This window comes from Pseudomonas sp. IT-P260 (assembly GCF_949768395.1).
In the GTDB taxonomy this organism is placed as follows: Bacteria; Pseudomonadota; Gammaproteobacteria; order Pseudomonadales; family Pseudomonadaceae; genus Aquipseudomonas; species Aquipseudomonas parakoreensis.
Map to the genome: position 1 here is coordinate 181,348 of NZ_CATKPO010000003.1, position 15,318 is coordinate 196,665.

Consider the following 15,318-nt stretch of genomic DNA (forward strand, 5'->3'; position numbering starts at 1 on the left):
GCTCCCACAGGTGGGCGAGCCTATTATGGGGCGGAGGCTGGTTTCGCCAGCGCAATCCCCGCATCCCCCAGCCGCTTGAGAATCTCGAACAGCAGATCACTCTTGGTTCCGCCGACGATCCGTGGGCTGCCGACATAGCCCGTCACCGTCAAGGTGATGCCATCGGGCGAGAGTTTGCTGAAGCGTACGTACGACGCCGGTTTGTCGAGGATGTTTTCGTTTTCGCGGTAGGTGTTCAGCAGCAGTTCCTTGACCTGTTCCGGGTCGATGTCCAGCGGGAACATCAGCTCCAGGCTCGCCACCCCCTGGGCGCTGCCGCCGAGGGTGACGTTGCGCAGGTTCTGCGAGATCAGTTGTGAGTTGGGCACGATCACGATGGAGCGGTCGCTGAGCTGGATTTCCGTGGCGCGCACGTTGATCCGGCGGATATCGCCTTCGACACCGCTGATGCTGATCAGATCGCCGACCTTCACCGGGCGCTCGGTGAGCAGGATCAGCCCGGAGACGAAGTTCTTGACGATTTCCTGCAAGCCGAAACCGATCCCCACCGACAACGCACTGACGATCCACGCCAGATTGGTCCAGCGCACGCCCAGTGACGACAGCGTCAGGAGGATGACCGTGGCATATCCGATGTTGGAAAACAGCGTGCTCAACGACGCGCACATGCCCGGATCCATGTCGGTCTTGGGCAGGAATTCGTTGTCGAGCCAGCGGCGCAGGGCGCGGATCAGGTAGATACCGATCAGCAGCGCCAGCACGGCATTGATCAGATGCGCGGGGACGATGTTCAGCTTGCGCAAGCCGGCACCACCCAGAATGCCCAGGACATTGCTGGTCAGTTGCCCGAACGTGGTGCCGATGCCGCCGACGAACAAAGTGATGACCGCCAGCAGCAACAGCCCGGCGCGACTGGCTCCGGACAGCACGATCGAAATCTGTTCCAGCCGCCGGTCGCCCAGGCCCAGGGTCTGCTTGAGCGTCTCGCCCGCCGAGTAGCGCGGCGAGAACAGGTACTCGCAGGCGTCCTTGACCACCTGCACCAGTAAATAGAACCCGGCCAGCACGATATAGGCCCATACCAGCTCAAAAGTGATGAAGCGGGCCAGCGACACGTAGCCGGTGAGCAAGGCCACCGCCGACACGCCCATGCACACCGTGGCGATGCTGTAGATCGCTCCGGCGAACGTGCTGGCGGCCTCCGGTTCGTTGGCGCTGATCAACGCCTTGCGCACTTTGCCGACGCGCAACAGCAACGGCACCAGAATCACGATCACCACGATGGCGATCACCCCACGCTGGGCGATCACGATCTGGCTGCTCATGCCGGTGGCGTTGCTGACTTGCACCAGCGTCACCAGCACCAGCAGGGTGGCGGCGAGAATCCTCGGATAGGGGCGCAACGCCAACGCCACCGAATCGGCCATCGCCGGCAGCCGCCATGAAGGATGCTGGGTCGACAGCAGTGCGCGGCTCAACGCGGTGATCAGGACGCAGGCGTAGACGGCTTTTTCGAATTCTTCGGAAAAAGTCTGCAACACTGGCGTCAGCGGTTCGTGACGGGTGCAGGCATAGAACAGCAGATGCAGGGCGATGGCTGTGGTGCCCAGGGTCGCCAGCGCCGAGGCGAATGCCAGCGCGCTGCGACGCAGGCGACCTTCCGGCATGCGGTGGATGCACAGCCAGGTCAGGCCACGTTCGGCGAGTCGGCGACCGACCGTCCAGAAAGCCAGCGCCAGCAGCACCAGCACACAGGTGAAAAACCGTTCCCCCGGGGCCCAGACGGTGGCCCAGGTGAGGTTCACCTGATCGATGAAAAACTTCAGGCGCTGGCGGTCGTCCGGCTCCGGCGCGACCAATGGCGACCAGAAGTCCGGGCTCAGGATGCTGTCGGTGCGCAGCGTCAGTTCGCTTTCGAGCAGTGTGCGGCGGATGCCGGCGATTTGTGTAATCAGCTCGGCTGCGCTTTGTTTGAGCGCGGCAAGGCTTTTGAGCGTGGCATCGACCTTGTTTTTCTGCTCGCTGAGCAACGCCCGTTGTGCGGCGATTTCCGCCTGTTCGGCGGCAATCTGCGTATCCGGTGCGGCGCCGAGCACCCCCAGTTGCACCGCCAGTTGCGCCTGCTGCGGCAACAACGATGCGGACAACCGATCGACATCCAGAATGAAGGTCTGCACCCGGTCCTGCGGGCCTTCGAGCTGGTTGTAATTGTTGGCGGCGGAAATCTGCTGCTTCAGGCCGTCGAGACGCAGTTGCAAGGCTTGCAGATCACTTTGCGAGACCTCCACCAGCGGTGCCGTAGTGGTCGCCGAGGGCGCCGGCAAATCCGCCGCGCACAGCAGCGAACCGCCCGAAGCGAGCACGGTCAGCGCGACAAAAAACAATGACTTCAATGTGTTGCGCATCGGAGGGGCCGGTTCTCGTTGATCACACAATCTATGAGGTTAGGTGATCGAACCGGGCACGGCGGAAAATTTCCGGTTAGCAGGGCGGGGGCGTGCGTGTTTTGCTGTGGTTGTCCTCATAATGCCGCAGCCTGGCATCCATGGCTCATCAAAACACCACCCGGCCGGAAATACAGTGCTGAACGGCACCGCCGACCCAGACGGTGCCGTCCACGTTCTGGATGTGCAATCGGCCGCGGCGGCCGATGGCGGTGCCTTGGCTCACGGTGTAGCGGTCGCCAAGGATGCCTGAGCCGATCAGCCACTGAGCCAGGCTCGCATTGAGGCTGCCGGTGACGGCGTCCTCGGCGCATTCCTCGCCCATGAAGGCTCTGACTTCCACGTCCGTTTCAGCGTCGTGACCCGCCCACGGCGCAATAACCCCGACATTCAGCCCCTGCAGCGCCGCGTAATCAGGCTTGATCGCCAACACGTCTTCGCGACTCGCCAGCAACACGCCCGCCCAACCCGGGCCATTATCGACCCATTGGCTCGCGCGGATCTGCCCGGTGGCGAGGCCGAGTCCTTGTTCAATCAGGTTGAGCGTCGATGCCTCCAGCGGCCCGCTGCGCACCAATGGTGGCGCGGAGAACGCCAGTTGCGCACCTTGTTTGCGTACCCGAATCAAGCCCGCCGAGCACTCCTGAATAATCTCGACCTGCTCAGGCTTGTCGTTCTGCGCGAGCCACACTTTGCAGCTGCCCAGCGTGGGATGCCCAGCGAAGGGCAGCTCTCGCAACGGTGTAAAGATACGGACACGGTAGTGCGCGTCCGGCGCCTCGGGCTTCAACAGAAAAGTGGTCTCACTGAGTTGCGTCCAGCGGGCGAACGCCTGCATCTGCTCGGTCGTCAGCCCATCAGCATCCACCACCACGGCCAGCGCATTACCTTCGTAGGGGTGATCGGCGAATACGTCGACTTGTTCGAACTGCAGCGAGCGTGGCATTGAATGTCCTTACAGGTTGAGTCAGGGAAGGTCTTTTACGCTCATGGATTCGGATCACGGCTGCTGAATGTCAGGTGCCGGTCCATGACATTTCGATATGCGTGTCGGTTGTGCCAGTCCGGCGAAAGCCCAGTCGTTCATAGAGCTGCTGCGCCAATGTGTTCGTGCGAAAAGCGCCCAACTGCAACGGCACCTTGCGGGCAGCGGCTTGCAGCTGGAGGTTCCTCAGCATGCGCGAGCCAATGCCCTTGCCTTGGTACGCCTGCGAAATTGCGATGTTCTGAACCTGGATTCGATCCTCTTTATCCAGAATCTGCACGTATCCAACAATCCGGCCATCTTGTTCAATAACCGAAGTGGCTGCGCAGGCGAATTCCGCTGTGAAATTTGCCCGTTGCCACTTCTCATCCCAGCCCCATATTTTTTCGGAAACGCGTCAGGTCCAGTGGCTTCATGGGGTGTTGGCCTTTTACATTTCGGCGCTTTTATCAAGCGTTTTCGCTGCTCTCAACCGGTTCGGCGGCCGCTTCGGCAGCCATCTTTGCGCGGTCGGCCTTGCTGATGTATTTGGGCTTTTTCGGCGCCAGTTTGGCGCTGGCTTTTTTGGCCTTTTCCTTGAACAACTGCTGCAGTTTCTTTTGGCGGTTCATGTTTCTACTCGGTGAAGTGGAGCCGGGCATGTGCCCATCAAGCGCGCATTAAATCCGGGTCGCAGCCATTTGGCGAGCCTGTTGCAGCGATGCGGGATCAAACTGCTCACGGGTGTCCATTCGCACACCGCGCAAGCCCGCTGTTTCCAGCTGCGTCCTATACAGCGCCTGCGCGCAATAGTTGATCAGAATAGAGCGCCGACGTGCGCCATTCACGTTGCGACTCCCCGCGTGGAGCAGATCGACGTCAAACAGCAAAATGTCCCCCGCAGTCCCTGAAAGCTGCACGACAGCAGTCTCGTCATTGGGGTCGAATGGTGGCTGTTGTGGTGAAGGTCGGTGACTGCCCGGGACGATGCGCGTGGCGCCGTTGTCGGGGCCGTAGTCGTCGAAAAAGGCGATGGCGTTGACCATGTCGCCGGGCCGCTGAATCGACAAGTCGCGGTGCAGTTGCTGATGGCCGCCACCGGCCAGCGGTTCGCGACCCTCGACCTGGGACAGGAAGAAGCGTTCGCCAATCAGCTCGCCTGCCACCGCCAGTACCTGCGGCAGGCGACAGACCGCTTGCACCGTTGCATCCAGGTCCAGCAGCGAATGGCGCCAGTCCATACCGCGCGGTACCGGCCAGTGTTCCGATGCTTGCACATTCGCATCGAATACCGCGCGCAGGAAGGCGAGCCACTTCCCCGGGATCGCATCGCGCAGCAGCGCGTAACCTTGCCGGTGAAGTTGCTCGCGCTCGATCATGGCTTCGGTAACGTCAGGAAATCGCTGGTCAGCAGCGCGCCGAGGGCTGTGTTCAAGATTGATCTTATCCAAGAGTGCATGTGTTGTTTTGAGACAGGGCTGCGCGCAGATTCGTAGACCGGTTGCAATCAGGATAGCCGACGCATGCGCCTCTGCATCGAGGCTACGTCGGAACACCGGCGCGCGCGTCCGGATTTGAAATACCCGCCACCGCCCGCTAGAGTCGCGCCCCTTGTCCGGCCAGCAGTGCCGGCGATGGCTGGGGAAGAGGGCGGCAGTTGAACGAACACACATTGTCCATGCGACTGGAGCGGGTGGCGGCGCATGTACCGGCTGGCGCGCGGTTGGCGGATATCGGCTCGGATCACGGCTATCTGCCGGTGGCTCTGATGCGCCGTGGCGCCATCGTTGCGGCGGTGGCCGGCGAGGTGGCGCTGACGCCGTTTCACGCCGCGGTGCGCACGGTGCGCGACAACGATCTTCAGCCGTTCATCACTGTGCGTCTGGCCAGTGGCCTGGCGGCGATCGAGCCGGACGACGAGATTTCCGCGATCAGCCTGTGCGGCATGGGCGGCGAGACGATTCGCGACATTCTTGACAGCGGCAAGGCGCGTCTGCGCGGTCACGAGCGGCTGATCCTGCAACCCAACGGCGGCGAGCAACCCCTGCGCCAATGGCTGATGGACAACGGCTACCGCATCCTCGTCGAGGAAGTGCTGCAGGAAAACCGTTTCTTCTACGAAATCATCGTCGCCGAGCGCGGCGCCCCGGTGAGCTACAGCGCCGAACAGTTGTACTTCGGCCCGTTGCTGATGCAAGCACGCAGCCCGGCATTCATCGCCAAGTGGCAGCGTCTCTTACGGCAGAGACAGAAAACCCTGACCAGTTTCAAACAGGCGCGCCAGGAAGTGCCCGAGGAAAAACTGGAAGAGATTTCGCGACAGACTCAGTGGATCACTGAGTTGCTGGCTTGATCTGCCGTGTTGGCGCTTGCGCTCCTTCAGGTTTAAAGTCAGCTTCAAGGTTAACGTGCTTGCGGAGTCGGACATGAGAATCGGTGAACTGGCGAAAATCAGCGGACTGGCGCCTTCGCGTATTCGTTTTTACGAGGCGAGCGGGTTGATCACTTCGGTCGCGCGCAAAGCCAATGGCTATCGCGATTACGCACCTGACACTCAGTGGGTATTGCAGATCATCACCGGCGCGCAGGCGGCGGGATTCTCCCTGGAGGAAATCCGTCAGTTGATGCCGATGAATGCCAGCGGTTGGCAGCACGACCAGTTGCTCAGTGGCTTGAAGCGAAAAGTCGATGAAATCGAGGTGCTGCAGCAACGGCTGGCGCAGAACAAGGAACAACTGCTGCTGGTCATCAAAGGGATCGAGGGAAAACCTGCGGGGATGGCGTGCGCGGACAATGCGCAGAGGCTGATCCAACGGCTGTGCGAAGAAGGCGTGGCTTCTGCGCCCGACAAGCAGCCAACAGCGGCGGCAAGAAAAGCAAACGCCCGTCAGGCATCCAGAGCCTGACGGGCGTTACAGCTTTCAGCGCTTGCCAACCAGCGTGGCAAGCGGTTTTGGCGCATAGAGCGCACTCTGGAACTCAGGGAAGTATTCCCTTGAACCAGCTCAAATCAACGCCCGGGACTTCGGCGGCAATCACCGACAACGGCGGATTGGAGCGAAAGCGGTCATACAGGCCACCCTTGACGACGGGGACTGAATGGCCGGCAATGTCGATGGTGGTGGTCTCGGTCAGATCGGGCATTTCAGGTGTCTCCGCCAACGCAGCGTTGGCAAAAGTGGTGATCAGCAATCCTGTTAAAACGGCGCTCGCGACTTTCAATCGGACTTTCTCCGGTGGGTAGGCACTACAAAAAGATTCAGCGCGTTCGTTCACCGGCGCTGAGCACCGCCATCACGGCTTCAGCCACGGCCTTGGGCGATTGAGGGTTCTGGCCAGTCACCAGCCTTCCATCGGTAATGGCAAACGAAGTGAACGGCAGCCAGCCCTTGCGATAGCGCGCGCCTTGGCTCACCAAGCGGTCCTCAAGAAAGAACGGCACCTGATTTTTCATGCCCGAGAGCAGCTCTTCGCGGTCAGAGAAACCGGTGATGTTTCGACCCTTGATGATCAACTGGCCTTGGCTGTCTTTCAGATCCAGCAGACCCGCTACGCCATGGCACACGGCCGACACGATGCCGCCCTGGTTGTAGATGGTTTCGGCGACACGGCGCAGGTCAGGGTTTTCGGGAAAGTCCCACATGACGCCATGGCCCCCGGTGAAGTAGATGGCGCCGAAGCGGGACGGATCGACCTCGGCGATCGGCAACGTATTGGCCAGGCGCGCACGGAACGCAGGCGACTGCAAATGCTCCCGCGCAGCCTTGTCCATGTACAACCAGCCCAGACTGCGTTCGTCCAGAGGCACCGCGCCACCCTTGGGGCTGGCAAACACGGTGGTGTAGCCGGCAGCTTCCACCACATCGGTGAAGTGGGTCAGCTCGGTCAACCACAACCCGGTGGTATCGGTTCGAGAGGGATAACTGGCGTGATTGGTCATGATCACCAGGATCTGGCGATCCTTGATAGCCGCCGACTCAGCATTTGCAAACGTCATGAAAGCACCACCTATCAATAGCAGGGCAAAGGAAACAAGGGTCTTGAGCATCTTCCGGGGTCCATCGAGCAAGCAGGTCAGCGCATGCTCACCTTAAACCTCGCTTTAAGGTCAACCCCCGCTGCTGCGAATAATGTTTGCTGATGACATCGGACTTTTACTTGAGCCTCAACCTGACGTTAACGCTAGCGTCTGAAGCTGATTGGGCAAGGCAATAACGCTGCTATCAGTTCCTATGGAGCCTGCGCATGAGTCAGCGAAATCACCTTGAAAAAAGTCATTGACCTTAAAGTTGACTTCAATCTTATGGTGGCCTCATCTCCAGTTGAGGACTGCTCCATGAACGTGTTCGACCCCCTGACCTTACCCAACGGTTCGACCATCAAGAACCGCATCGCCAAAGCCGCCATGGAAGAAAACATGGCGGACGCCGACCAGGCACCCTCCGCAGAATTGATGCGTCTGTATCAGGCGTGGGCCGATGGCGGTGCCGGGCTGATCATCACCGGCAATGTGATGGTCGACGGCCGCGCCATGACCGGGCCGGGCGGCGTGGTGCTGCAGGATGATCAGCAACACGACAAGTTCAAGCGCTGGGCGCGGATCGGCCGTTCTGCCGGTGCGCAGTTCTGGTTGCAGATCAATCATCCGGGGCGCCAGATGCAGTCCAACCTCGGGCAGAAAACCTGGGCGCCGTCAGCGGTGCCGCTGGACCTGGGCAAACTGTCCAAGCGTTTCGCCACGCCCCACGCCATGACCGTCAGTGTGATTGAGGATGTCATCCAGCGCTTTGCGCACACCGCACGCCTCGGTGAACAGGCCGGCTTCACTGGGGTGGAAATCCATGCCGCTCATGGCTATCTGTTGAGCCAGTTTCTCTCGCCACTGACCAATCAAAGGACGGACGAGTGGGGCGGCTCTCTGCAGAACCGTGCGCGGTTGTTGGTCGAGATCGTCAAGGCAGTCAGGGCAGTGGTTTCTGCAGAGTTTGCCGTAGCGGTGAAACTTAATTCTGCCGATTTCCAGCGCGGCGGATTCACCGCTGACGACGCGAAAAAGGTTGTCGAGCTGCTCAACGATCTGGGCGTGGATCTGGTGGAACTGTCCGGCGGCAGCTACGAAGTCCCGGCCATGCAGGGTGAGGCGCGCGATGGTCGCACGTTGGCTCGTGAGGCCTATTTCGTCGAGTTTGCCCGGGATATCCAGACCGTTGCGAAAATGCCGGTGATGGTCACGGGCGGCATTCGTCGTCGCCCGGTGGCCGAAAGCGTCGTGCAGAGTGGTGTGGACATGGTCGGCATCGGCACCGCGTTGGCCATCGATCCGCACCTGCCGCGCGACTGGCAGCAGGGCAAGGACAACGCCCCGCAATTGCCGCCGATCACTTGGAAAAACAAGGCCGTTGCCGCCTTGGCGAACATGGCGGTGGTGAAGTTTCAGCTGGGTAAACTCAGTCGGGCGAAAAAGCCTGATCCGGGGGTGTCACCGTTACGCGCGCTGATTTTGCAGCAGATCGGCATGGCGTTTCGCACTCGGCAATATCGGCGCTGGGTGGAAAAGCGTTCGGCGTGAGTCGCAAGGCATTTCAATCGTGACGTAGGCGGACGCTCTGACGAGAGCCCGCCTACGTCAACCGGTCAGTTCGGCATCAGCACCGTATCGACCACATGAATCACGCCATTGGATTGCATGACGTCCGCGATGGTAATGGCCGCCTTGCCGCCTTTGGCGTCCTGTACCCACAGCTTGCCTTCGTGCAACATCACGGTCAGCGATTCGCCCTGGACGGTTTTCAGCATCACTTTGCCGCCGTGCATTTTGGCGTCGTCCATCAGCTGTTTGGCAGTGTGAGTGCCGGCCACGACGTGGTAAGTCAGGATCTTGGTCAGGTCCGCCTTGTGTTCAGGCTTGACCAAGGTATCGACCGTGCCGGCGGGCAGTTTTGCGAAGGCTTCGTTGGTAGGAGCGAAGACCGTGAACGGGCCCTTGCTGTTGAGCGTATCCACCAGCCCGGCGGCCTTGACCGCAGCGACCAGGGTCGTGTGATCCTTGGAGTTGACTGCGTTTTCGACGATGGTCTTCGTCGGATACATGGCCGCGCCGCCAACCATCACGGTATCGGCGGCAAAGCTGGATCCGGCGCCGAGGCAGAGCAGGGTGAAGCAAGCGACAGCAAGGCGTTTGATGAGCATGTGCATGGTGCGTCTCCTTGATTCTTCGACCCTTCGAATGAGGGTGTTGAATGTACGGAGCAGGGAGTGAAACGGATGCAGAGCAGAGAGAAAATTTTGGTTTTTCATCTGGGCATGGATGCGCAGGCACTCGTCCACAGGAGATATCCATGACGACAGACGCAGGCCCCCCAAGGCATGTGCCGTAGGTTCAATGATTGGCAGCATCGCGCAACTGTTGAAGCTCAAGTTGCCTGGCAGCACTCGCTTCGAGGGTCGCACGCTCTACATCCAGATACCGATGAATGCTTTGGAGGTTGGCAATTTTCTGTTTGATTTCGGCCATCTTCTTTTCAATCAGCTTCGCGCCGTCAGCACAATCGATCAGCTTGTTGCGCTGCGCATCCAGAATCTCGCCTATTTCCCCCAAGGAAAATCCCATGCTTTGCGCGCGCTGGATAAAGTCCAGATCCTGCAGGGTTTGCTCGGTATAGACACGATAATTGTTGGTTTGCCGCAGCGGTGAGATCAGGCCGATCTGCTCGTAGTAACGCAAGGTATGACGGCTGGCGCCGCTGCGAGCCTCGAGTTCGCCGATTTTCATGAAAACACCGCTTGACTGTAGAGTTGGGTCGATACTTTACGCTGGATTTCTCACCTTCAACAAGGAGCAGGGAAATGAGCGTGGAGTGCTTTGTCACGGGGGGTACCGGCTTCATCGGTCAACATTTGCTGGCGAACCTGAGTGCAAAAGGTCACACCCTTCGGGTGTTGATGCGTCGCCCGGAGCGGCTGGCTGCGTTGCGCGAGCAAGTTGATAGTTTAGGCGGGTGCGCGACACGGGTATTTGCCGTGGCCGGCGATCTGGAGCAGGACAATCTCGGGCTGAGCCTGGCTGATCAGGACGTGCTGAGGCGCGCCAGCGTCATATTCCATCTGGGCGCCCACTTCGCATGGGGGCTTTCGGTGGAGCATTCTCGCGCGGTGAATGTGGAGGGGGCAAAGCGTGTGGCGCTGTTGGCGGCTGAGCAAAAAAGCCGTTTAGTGATGATCGGCGGCTACATGCTGAACAATCATGAACATCTGCAACGCATCGGCATTGATCCTCGTCAGCCGGAGTTGACGAACTGGCCCGCCGTCTACCGGCGTGTCGGTGGTTACGAGGCAAGCAAGCTGGAGGCGCATTTTGCGACCCTGCAGGTCATGTCCGCCAAGGGTGGTGAGATGACCGTTGTCCACCCTGCGACGGTCTGTGGCCACAGCCGCACTGGGCATATCCTTGACGGTCAGCCGCTGGTGGCGCTGATACGCAACCTGGTGCAGGGCAAGATGACTGCAGTGCCCGGTACCGCCGAGCACTGGCTGCCATTGGTCACCGTGGATTATCTGGTCGAGCTGGTGGCCGTTTGTGCTTTTGATCCTGCCATGGTGGGCCAGGAGCTGCTGGCGCTTGATGACCAAACGCCAAACTTGCGAGAACTCCTGGCACAGGTGGCAAAACCTTTGGGCTTGAAGTCTCCCAAGCATCACATTTCACTTCGACTGCTGAAATGGCTACTGAGTATTCCTCCGGTCGCGTGGTTTTTGAATACAAAACCCGAAGCCTTGGACTTTATCCAGACCACTCGTTTCAACACCGCGGCGGTCGAGCAGTTTGCCAACAGGCATCGAATAGTCAAACCGGACATACGTCAGGCTTTGCAGCACACGGCAACGTTCGTCAACGCGTATTACATAGCCAAGGGCCAGGCACTCTGACGTCTCCCTTGGGCGGCGCCGTCGATACAGGGCGGCATGCTATCGAACGACCATTCAGCGACAAGGATCGTCACCGCGCAGCCTCGGATGCGCGGCAGGATCTTGTTTCGCTACTCACGGAACTGTTGCGAGACCGGCGTCGTTTTTACAACGCAAACGTAGTCCCTCGCGTATTTACAAACAACGAGTAGATCGAGTGACTACTGGCCATGAACAGTCGATTGCCTTCGCGTCCGCCGAAGCACAGGTTGGGGCAGCGCTCTGGCAGCGAAATGTGCCCGATGGCCTTGCCCTGCAAATTGAAAACACGCACGCCGTCGAGTTTTTCCAGGTCCGCCTTGGGATCACCATTACCGCCCCAGCCGCACCACAGGTTGCCCGCTTCGTCGCATTTGATGCCGTCAATCGCGGCATAGTCCAAGCCTTCGATGTGCTTGCGGCGTTCACCCAGGGTGCCGTCGTCTTTCACCGCAATCGCCCAGATCAGGCGATTGGGCTTGGCGCGACCTTCGACGACATACAGGGTCTTTTCATCGGGAGAAAAGCACAGGCCGTTGGGGCCGTTGAGGTCGTCGATTACCCGAGTGACTTTTTGGCTCTCGCCGTCGATGCGGTACACGGCATGGGGTTGGCTCGGGGTGACTTTGTGGCCTTCGTAGTTGTTGCCGGTCTGGAATGGCGGGTCGGTGAACCAGATCGAGCCGTCACTTTTGCAGACGATGTCGTTGGGTGAGTTGAAGGGCTTGCCGTCGAAACTGTCGGCCAGCACGGTGATCGTGCCATTGTATTCGGTGCGCGTGATGCGGCGCCCTTCGCGAGTGGTGGTGGAGCCTTCGCAAACAATCAGACGCCCTTGGCGATCCCGGCACATGCCGTTGGAGAAGTTTGAATGTTCGCGGTACACGGTGAAGGTGTCGGTGATTTCGTCCCAGCGCATGATGCGATTATTGGGGATGTCGCTGACCAACAAATAGCGGCCATCACCGACCCACACCGGCCCTTCGGCCCAGCGCATGCCGGTGGCGAGTTTTTCAACACTGGCGTTGAAAATACGCAGATCCAGGAAGCTGTCGTCGAGGATGTGAATCAGTGGATCAGGGTAGCGCTGACTCAAGGGTTCGGCGGCATCGGAGAAGCGGGGCAGTGCGGCGCTGCCGACGGTGGCGAGCGTGGCGGAAACAGCGAGCGACTTTTTCAGGAAACTGCGGCGGGTATTGCCTTTCGTTTGATCAAGGCTTTCAGGCTTGGCGGACAGGAATGACTCCATGTAGCGATCTCCGTGGTTTTATTTTTGTTGAGGAGGCGTAGTAATACCCTGTGATAAGACATCGTACAAGTTGATATGGTCGCCATGGCGCTAACTCTTACCGATGCTGTCTTGCCCGGCGGGGTGATATCAGGGAAGCTGCGCCGAACCCGGTTACGGGGCAGTTGTTGAATTGTTCAGGGAAGCGTTGATGGCACTCAGGGTGTTGGTAGTTGGCGGGTATGGAAACTTTGGCAGCATCGTTTGTCGGCATCTGATCGACATGCCGGGCATCGAACTGGCGATCTCGGGGCGCGATCCGCAGAAGCTGGAGCGCAAGGTCGCTGAATTGGGGGCGAACTGCGAAAGCTGGTGTGGTGATGCGATGGGCGCCGGGTTCGCCGCTGCTCTGCGTGCGATGAATATTCAACTGGTGGTTCACACGGGCGGCCCGTTTCAGGGGCAATCCTATGCGGTGGCCGAAAGCTGCATCGAAGCGGGCGTCAACTATTGCGATCTGGCGGACTGCCGGACGTTCGTCAATGGCATCGGCGTACTCGATGCCCGAGCGAGAGAGGCCGGTGTCGCTATCCTCAGTGGTTGCAGTTCGGTGCCGACGCTGTCGTCGGCGATCATCGATGAGCAGCGCCATCGCTTCAAACGCATCGACTCGATCGAGCACGGCATTTCCTCGTCAGCGAAAATGCCGGGGTTGTCGACGATCGAGGGGGTGCTGGCGTATGCGGGCAAACCGATCCGCCAACTGCGCAATGGTCAAGTGCATGAGGTGATGGGCTGGGAAGACCTGACCCTGCGCAAGCTGCAGAACCTGGGCACTCGTGCGCTGGCCAATGTTGATGTACCGGACATGGACATCTTTGCCAGCCGGTTTGGTGCGCACACGTTGAGTTTCAAGGCTGGCGCTGGCCTCAAGCTTGGCGGCGTGGCCAATTATCTGTTTGCGCTGGCGATGAGGAAAGGGCTGGTGCGTGACCACAGGGTGTGGGCCGCCAGGTTGCATCGCTGGGGGACATGGTTTGAGCGTTTCGGTGATGGCAAAAGTGCGATGTATATAGATGTGCGGGGTGTCGGAATGAACGACCTGCCGTTGTCGATGACGGCGCAACTGACCGCGCTGAATGACAAGGGGCCGGAGATCCCTAGTTGTGCTGCCGTCGCTCTGGCCGCGAAGATCGCCCGAGGTTACCTGCCCGAACCGGGTGCCCGTCCTTGTGTCGGTGAGATCAGCGTCGACGAATACATGGCAGCGATCAACGATCCGCAGAATCTTGGCCTGTCTGTGATGTTCTCTGACGGGATGTGGTGAGCATGCTTTATCTGAGCGTGAAGTACGTGCATGTCATCGCTGCGATTTTCCTCTTCGGCTTCGGCATGGGTTCCTATCTGTACCTGATTGCCGCCAGCCGTACGGCCAATCCACAAGTGATCGCGCATGTGGCGAAAATGGTGGTGCGCTATGACGCCTGGATCACCACGCCGGCGGGCTTCATCCAGATCGCGACGGGTTACTGGCTGACAAGGCTTTCCGGGTTGCCCTTGACCACGGACTGGGTGCTGATGTCGCTGATCCTGTTCTTTATAGTGGGCTCGCTTTGGCTGCCGGTGCTGTTGCTGCAGAAACGTTTGCAAGGGATGGCGGCGGACGCGGTGCAATGTGGGGCAGGGGTTGATGCTGATTACCGGGCTGTTTATCGACAGTGGTTCTGGATGGGCGTTTGCGGGTTTCTCGGGATGTTTGTGATTGTCTTGATGATGGTGACGAAGATGACGCCGGGGCAATGGCTGCAGTTGATGCTGTAGCGGAGCATTCACATTGGCGACTAGAGGAAGCGACGGTCGTGATCGGGGTCGGGCAACAGGCAGGTGTCGTACTTGCCGAAGATCCGATAACGATTCAGTGCCACGCGGTCGTAGGCCCAATCTCTGAGTGCTCGTGGGAAAACTCGCAGAAGCCTGACCGGCGACCAACGAGCCGGCAGTTGTGCAATCACTTCGAAGAACGCATCGGAGCGCACCCAGTAATGCTCGTCGCGGATCACCGCCATCGTGTCGAACTCGTCGACCGGGAGACCGGCCCATGCCAGCAACGCCTGACCTTCTGGCGATTGCACTGCCGCCAGGCGCACTCGCTGCTTGTTGTCATGACGAATTAGAAAACGCGCCCAGCCGTTGCATAGCTTGCAGACGCCGTCGAACAACACCACGGTCTCGCCTGGATTGAGCAAGGGGGCTGGAGTGGGGCGTATTCGGGAATCGGGCATGGGGGACGATCCAGGCAGTTGGGCTGTCATTGTGAAGCATCACCGGAAATTGTTTCAGGTGATGGACCGTATGCTGCGCATCCGCTGACGGTGCGTCTATATATAAGCAGGCTTTTCTGTGCATTGATAGAAAACTGAAATTAACGGTTGACGGCAGATTCTGAGTCTCTATAATTCGCCCCACTTCCGGCGCAGTCGAAACGGAAAACTCCTTGAGGTTCAATGAGTTACGAAGTTTTCGGCAGTGAGTTGCTTCAGTTCATCGAAGCCAAAAGGAAGTTGAAAAAAGAGGTGTTGACAGCAGCGTGTAACGCTGTAGAATTCGCCTCCCGCTAACGAGAGATCGGAAGCGCAAGTGGTTGAAGTTGTTGAAGAATTCTTCGAAAGCTTCTGAAAATAATCACTTGACAGCAAATGAGGCTGCTGTAGAATGCGCGCCTCGGTTGAGACGAAAGC

Annotated in this window: 16 protein-coding genes and 2 pseudogenes; 6 read left to right on the forward strand and 12 right to left on the reverse strand. The window is 59.3% G+C overall.

What is annotated here, in order from left to right:
* Positions 1 to 23: 23 nt before the first annotated feature.
* The 5 genes from ACM6HV_RS02790 to ACM6HV_RS02810 form a co-directional block, all read right to left on the reverse strand.
* Positions 24 to 2,405 carry a DUF3772 domain-containing protein gene (locus ACM6HV_RS02790; protein ID WP_414903443.1) on the reverse strand — a complete coding sequence of 794 codons (2,382 nt, stop codon included), beginning with the start codon at positions 2,403 to 2,405 and terminating at the stop codon, positions 24 to 26.
* A gap of 148 nt (positions 2,406 to 2,553) precedes the next feature.
* Positions 2,554 to 3,390 carry a PhzF family phenazine biosynthesis protein gene (locus tag ACM6HV_RS02795; protein WP_414903445.1) on the reverse strand — a complete coding sequence of 279 codons (837 nt, stop codon included), beginning with the start codon at positions 3,388 to 3,390 and terminating at the stop codon, positions 2,554 to 2,556.
* A 70-nt stretch (positions 3,391 to 3,460) separates the two neighbouring features.
* Positions 3,461 to 3,811 carry a GNAT family N-acetyltransferase gene (locus ACM6HV_RS02800; protein WP_414903475.1) on the reverse strand — a complete coding sequence of 117 codons (351 nt, stop codon included), beginning with the start codon at positions 3,809 to 3,811 and terminating at the stop codon, positions 3,461 to 3,463.
* Positions 3,812 to 3,878: 67 nt separating this feature from the next.
* A complete protein-coding gene (locus ACM6HV_RS02805) occupies positions 3,879 to 4,040 on the reverse strand; it encodes a DUF2986 domain-containing protein (protein ID WP_414903447.1) in 162 nt (53 codons plus the stop codon).
* Between the two features lie 48 nt (positions 4,041 to 4,088).
* The gene (locus ACM6HV_RS02810; protein ID WP_414903477.1) at positions 4,089 to 4,787 is read right to left on the reverse strand and encodes a phytanoyl-CoA dioxygenase family protein; all 699 of its coding nucleotides are present in this window, start codon (positions 4,785 to 4,787) and stop codon (positions 4,089 to 4,091) included.
* 278 nt (positions 4,788 to 5,065) lie between these two features.
* On the opposite strand from ACM6HV_RS02810, the gene ACM6HV_RS02815 reads away from it, so the two are divergent.
* The gene (locus tag ACM6HV_RS02815) at positions 5,066 to 5,761 is read left to right on the forward strand and encodes a tRNA (adenine(22)-N(1))-methyltransferase (protein ID WP_414903449.1); all 696 of its coding nucleotides are present in this window, start codon (positions 5,066 to 5,068) and stop codon (positions 5,759 to 5,761) included.
* A 73-nt stretch (positions 5,762 to 5,834) separates the two neighbouring features.
* Positions 5,835 to 6,314, forward strand: coding sequence for a MerR family transcriptional regulator (locus ACM6HV_RS02820; protein WP_414903451.1), 480 nt, complete (start codon positions 5,835 to 5,837; stop codon positions 6,312 to 6,314).
* Between the two features lie 82 nt (positions 6,315 to 6,396).
* On the opposite strand, the pseudogene ACM6HV_RS02825 reads toward ACM6HV_RS02820, so the two are convergent.
* Both ACM6HV_RS02825 and ACM6HV_RS02830 read right to left on the reverse strand, forming a co-directional pair.
* Positions 6,397 to 6,570, reverse strand: a pseudogene (locus tag ACM6HV_RS02825) (acetoacetate decarboxylase (ADC)); the annotation flags it as partial.
* 97 nt (positions 6,571 to 6,667) lie between these two features.
* Entirely contained in the window at positions 6,668 to 7,405 is a 738-nt protein-coding gene (locus ACM6HV_RS02830; protein ID WP_145595646.1) for a type 1 glutamine amidotransferase domain-containing protein, read from the reverse strand.
* 339 nt (positions 7,406 to 7,744) lie between these two features.
* Here ACM6HV_RS02830 and ACM6HV_RS02835 point away from each other — a divergent pair, with 339 nt between their 5' ends.
* Positions 7,745 to 8,977 (forward strand): NADH:flavin oxidoreductase/NADH oxidase family protein, encoded by a 1,233-nt coding sequence (locus tag ACM6HV_RS02835; RefSeq protein ID WP_414903453.1) that lies wholly within the window; start codon positions 7,745 to 7,747, stop codon positions 8,975 to 8,977.
* Positions 8,978 to 9,042: 65 nt separating this feature from the next.
* Here the strand turns inward: ACM6HV_RS02835 and ACM6HV_RS02840 are convergent, their stop codons facing one another.
* Both ACM6HV_RS02840 and ACM6HV_RS02845 read right to left on the reverse strand, forming a co-directional pair.
* Complete coding sequence (locus ACM6HV_RS02840) at positions 9,043 to 9,603, reverse strand: fasciclin domain-containing protein (RefSeq protein WP_414903455.1); 561 nt, start codon at positions 9,601 to 9,603, stop codon at positions 9,043 to 9,045.
* 184 nt (positions 9,604 to 9,787) lie between these two features.
* Positions 9,788 to 10,180 (reverse strand): MerR family transcriptional regulator, encoded by a 393-nt coding sequence (locus ACM6HV_RS02845; RefSeq protein ID WP_145595648.1) that lies wholly within the window; start codon positions 10,178 to 10,180, stop codon positions 9,788 to 9,790.
* Between the two features lie 74 nt (positions 10,181 to 10,254).
* On the opposite strand from ACM6HV_RS02845, the gene ACM6HV_RS02850 reads away from it, so the two are divergent.
* Positions 10,255 to 11,334, forward strand: coding sequence for an SDR family oxidoreductase (locus ACM6HV_RS02850; RefSeq protein WP_414903458.1), 1,080 nt, complete (start codon positions 10,255 to 10,257; stop codon positions 11,332 to 11,334).
* Between the two features lie 145 nt (positions 11,335 to 11,479).
* Here ACM6HV_RS02850 and ACM6HV_RS02855 read toward each other — a convergent pair whose 3' ends face one another.
* Positions 11,480 to 12,601: an SMP-30/gluconolactonase/LRE family protein gene (locus tag ACM6HV_RS02855; protein ID WP_414903460.1), complete on the reverse strand. Its 1,122-nt coding sequence runs from the start codon at positions 12,599 to 12,601 to the stop codon at positions 11,480 to 11,482.
* A 190-nt stretch (positions 12,602 to 12,791) separates the two neighbouring features.
* Here ACM6HV_RS02855 and ACM6HV_RS02860 point away from each other — a divergent pair, with 190 nt between their 5' ends.
* On the forward strand, positions 12,792 to 13,907 hold the full coding sequence (locus ACM6HV_RS02860) for a saccharopine dehydrogenase family protein (RefSeq protein ID WP_414903462.1): 1,116 nt from the start codon (positions 12,792 to 12,794) through the stop codon (positions 13,905 to 13,907).
* Positions 13,908 to 13,909: 2 nt separating this feature from the next.
* Positions 13,910 to 14,401: a DUF2269 family protein gene (locus tag ACM6HV_RS02865; RefSeq protein WP_414903464.1), complete on the forward strand. Its 492-nt coding sequence runs from the start codon at positions 13,910 to 13,912 to the stop codon at positions 14,399 to 14,401.
* Positions 14,402 to 14,421: 20 nt separating this feature from the next.
* On the opposite strand, the gene ACM6HV_RS02870 is transcribed toward ACM6HV_RS02865, so the two are convergent.
* Complete coding sequence (locus ACM6HV_RS02870) at positions 14,422 to 14,862, reverse strand: thiol-disulfide oxidoreductase DCC family protein (protein WP_145595653.1); 441 nt, start codon at positions 14,860 to 14,862, stop codon at positions 14,422 to 14,424.
* A 219-nt stretch (positions 14,863 to 15,081) separates the two neighbouring features.
* Positions 15,082 to 15,318 (reverse strand): annotated as a pseudogene (locus ACM6HV_RS02875) (hypothetical protein); the annotation flags it as partial.

What these genes read in the sequence shown, in the direction of transcription:
- ACM6HV_RS02835 (WP_414903453.1), top strand. Translation starts at nt 7,745, where the DNA reads ATGAACGTGTTCGACCCCCTGACCTTACCCAACGGTTCGACCATCAAG.
- ACM6HV_RS02790 (WP_414903443.1), bottom strand. Translation starts at nt 2,405, where the DNA reads ATGCGCAACACATTGAAGTCATTGTTTTTTGTCGCGCTGACCGTGCTC.
- ACM6HV_RS02845 (WP_145595648.1), bottom strand. Translation starts at nt 10,180, where the DNA reads ATGAAAATCGGCGAACTCGAGGCTCGCAGCGGCGCCAGCCGTCATACC.
- ACM6HV_RS02805 (WP_414903447.1), bottom strand. Translation starts at nt 4,040, where the DNA reads ATGAACCGCCAAAAGAAACTGCAGCAGTTGTTCAAGGAAAAGGCCAAA.
- ACM6HV_RS02860 (WP_414903462.1), top strand. Translation starts at nt 12,792, where the DNA reads ATGGCACTCAGGGTGTTGGTAGTTGGCGGGTATGGAAACTTTGGCAGC.
- ACM6HV_RS02865 (WP_414903464.1), top strand. Translation starts at nt 13,910, where the DNA reads ATGCTTTATCTGAGCGTGAAGTACGTGCATGTCATCGCTGCGATTTTC.
- ACM6HV_RS02830 (WP_145595646.1), bottom strand. Translation starts at nt 7,405, where the DNA reads ATGACGTTTGCAAATGCTGAGTCGGCGGCTATCAAGGATCGCCAGATC.
- ACM6HV_RS02855 (WP_414903460.1), bottom strand. Translation starts at nt 12,601, where the DNA reads ATGGAGTCATTCCTGTCCGCCAAGCCTGAAAGCCTTGATCAAACGAAA.
- ACM6HV_RS02870 (WP_145595653.1), bottom strand. Translation starts at nt 14,862, where the DNA reads ATGCCCGATTCCCGAATACGCCCCACTCCAGCCCCCTTGCTCAATCCA.
- ACM6HV_RS02810 (WP_414903477.1), bottom strand. Translation starts at nt 4,787, where the DNA reads ATGATCGAGCGCGAGCAACTTCACCGGCAAGGTTACGCGCTGCTGCGC.
- ACM6HV_RS02795 (WP_414903445.1), bottom strand. Translation starts at nt 3,390, where the DNA reads ATGCCACGCTCGCTGCAGTTCGAACAAGTCGACGTATTCGCCGATCAC.
- ACM6HV_RS02820 (WP_414903451.1), top strand. Translation starts at nt 5,835, where the DNA reads ATGAGAATCGGTGAACTGGCGAAAATCAGCGGACTGGCGCCTTCGCGT.
- ACM6HV_RS02850 (WP_414903458.1), top strand. Translation starts at nt 10,255, where the DNA reads ATGAGCGTGGAGTGCTTTGTCACGGGGGGTACCGGCTTCATCGGTCAA.
- ACM6HV_RS02840 (WP_414903455.1), bottom strand. Translation starts at nt 9,603, where the DNA reads ATGCACATGCTCATCAAACGCCTTGCTGTCGCTTGCTTCACCCTGCTC.